This is a genomic window from Vibrio sp. RE86, assembly GCF_013114545.1.
Lineage (GTDB): Bacteria > Pseudomonadota > Gammaproteobacteria > Enterobacterales > Vibrionaceae > Vibrio.
In genome coordinates, this window is record NZ_VTXI01000056.1 from 1 (window position 1) to 2,570 (window position 2,570).

The window sequence follows — 2,570 nt, forward strand, 5'->3', positions numbered from 1 at the left end:
GCTTATGATATTTAAGGTATTCTGTATCAAATCAAGTTAGTGAGCACACGGAAATCTTGCCTAACAAAGCGTTTAAGGCAGATTCGCAACGCTCGGCGGTTTCAGTTCAATTCGGCTTTAGTGTTTACGGCACAGAGGTTTAGTTTGGTGGTTGCGCTGCTCACTACTTAACGCGGCGTTAGTTGCCAATGAGGAAAAAGTAACTAAATCAGCAAATTTAGGGCTAATGTTCATGTACTTTTTGCTAGTTGTTGTATTTCACTTTTTAGCTTACTTGGTTCGTTAAAGTCGTTCTTTGGTTTGCTCTCGGTTTAGATTTTCTGTGTCATAAACTGACTCGCTCGTTGAAAGTCTGCTCTGTTGATTAGCCTGTCCAAAAGTTTTCTTTGATGTTTTTAGTCCGTTTTCGACGGTGCTGTTAATTCCAAGTGGTTTCAGTCACAGTTGCTTTGAATCTGCGCCTGATTCGGGCTCATCAACTCAGGAAAGGTCAGTGTTGGCAAAATCTAAATGAACTTCAGGTTAAACCCTTAGGGCAGGCAACTAACAAACAATTTAAGCAGATTCGTAACGCATGGCATTTTTGGTTTGAATCAGCTTAAGTGATTAGGGCACAATGTTCTGGTTAAGTGGTAGCGTTACTCACTATGACCTATGGTGGGCAGATCTTCCAGAGTTGTTCGATGGCGGTGGGGAATTGTTAAACTCCTCATACAATTTGGCTATGGGTTATATCGTCAGTTTTGTGTTTTATCTTCTGGTCGTACGATATAAAGAATACCGAGACTCAGCATATGTAAATAACGTTACCTTGCCTCTTATTGAGCGAATCATTGATAGTTCCAATTTGGTAAATGAGTGTCTTTTTGACAATGAGTCAGAAAAGGATATAGAGGTATTAAAAAGGAAGCTTAAAGCTTTAAAATACACAGATTACATTCCTAAAATCGCGAAAACTTTTCTATACAGTGCGACAACGTGGGATGTGTTTTTGATTCAGGAAAAGCAAAATAGTCAACAGAACATAAAAAGGCTATTTAAATTTGTATCTCACTTAGAACCAGAGTTGATCGATACTCTCACTAGATTAGAGTCCTGCAATTACTACTTATCCCTAGTTTTTGTAAACCGTTATACAGACGAAATGAAGAACAGAACAATGGAAGAACTGGCAGAATCAATAGCGCAACATAATGAAATCATTGGTGAATTGAAAGTGTTCGTAAATGCACGAAAAGCCCCATAACAAAGCATTTAAGAGTGATTCCCAACGCTTGGCATTTTTCATTCCATCGTTGGGTGTAGTGTTTACGGTGGTATGGTTTAGTTTTGTGGTAGCGTTGCTCACACCTTAATGCGGCGTTAGGCAAGGTACGGTGAGTTTCTCATTTCTATTCTTCTTTGCTTCCTTTGGCTAACTGCTTTTTTACGTCGGCAATTCAGCATTGTCGGCTTCAATTCTTGAATCACTCCACCAGTAAAACATGTCAAGCATCATGGGTTGCCTCATTAGTTTGTCGTATTGGTCGGTAGTGAATTTCTCTGGCTCAAAGTGTTGAAAGGGCAAGTTAATCGGTGCTGTCTTGAAAGCTGATAGTTCGCAGGGTTGAATTTCAGCGTCCTAAAAGCAATGTCGTTGCTGCTGTATCGCCTTCAGAGTTTGTTGGAACCACGGCTATAACAATAGTGACTTCGGTAGTTCTTGAATCACAAAAAATTCGTGGGTAATTGGTTGCTTATGATGTTTAAGGTATTCTGTATCAAATCAAGTTAGTGAGCACACAGAAATCTTGCCTAACAAAGCGTTTAAGGCAGATTCGCAACGCTCGGCGTAATCTATATTGGAGCATGTTATGGAATTTGAATTTACATTAGATCAAATAAAACTTGTGGCTGAAGAACAAGGTTATTACATAGAAGACCATGGCGAAAAACAGTTTGAAGTATATTTTGATAATCACAATGCAGTAGCGTTTTACGTTTATGCAAATGGTTCATCAGGCTATATTGAGGTTAGCCAATGGGAAGCAGAAGCTGAACGTTATGGTCGATGTGTTTACTCTCTTCGGACTTATAGTGATGTAGCACACTTTTGTAGTGTACTGGTTTCGAGTGCAGCAATAAGAGCGAGACGGAAGTAAACGTCGGGCTGCGTGCTAACAAAGCATTTAAGAGTGATTCCCAACGCTGGCATTTTTTGTTCCATCGTTGGGTTTTGTGTTTACGGCGGCTTGGTTAAGTTTCGTGGCAGCGTTGCTCACACCTTAATGCGGCGTTAGTTGCCAGTGAAGAAAAAGCAACCAAATCAGTAAGCTTAGGGCTAATGTTAGTGTGTCTTTGTCTAGGTTATCGCACTTCATTTCTAGCCTATAGGGTTCGTCAAGATAGTGCTTTGTTTGGTGCTCGGTTGGAGTTTCTGTTTCAGAAGCTATCCCGCTCGTTGAAAGTCTGCTCTGTTGCTTAGTCTTCCCAAAAAGCTTTCTTTGGTGTTCAAAGTCCGTTTTCTACGGCGTTGTAAATTCCAAGTGGTTTCAGTGACAGTCGCTTTGAAACTGAGCCTGATTTGAGCT

General features: G+C 40.4%; 2 protein-coding genes. Both read left to right on the top strand.

The window, feature by feature from the left end:
- Nucleotides 1–616 precede the first annotated feature (616 nt).
- Nucleotides 617–1,246, top strand: coding sequence for a hypothetical protein (locus F0231_RS20720; RefSeq protein ID WP_171761564.1), 630 nt, complete (start codon nt 617–619; stop codon nt 1,244–1,246).
- A gap of 607 nt (nt 1,247–1,853) precedes the next feature.
- Complete coding sequence (locus F0231_RS20725) at nt 1,854–2,141, top strand: hypothetical protein (protein ID WP_025510472.1); 288 nt, start codon at nt 1,854–1,856, stop codon at nt 2,139–2,141.
- Nucleotides 2,142–2,570 lie beyond the last annotated feature (429 nt).

What these genes read in the sequence shown, in the direction of transcription:
- F0231_RS20720 (WP_171761564.1), top strand. Translation starts at nt 617, where the DNA reads ATGTTCTGGTTAAGTGGTAGCGTTACTCACTATGACCTATGGTGGGCA.
- F0231_RS20725 (WP_025510472.1), top strand. Translation starts at nt 1,854, where the DNA reads ATGGAATTTGAATTTACATTAGATCAAATAAAACTTGTGGCTGAAGAA.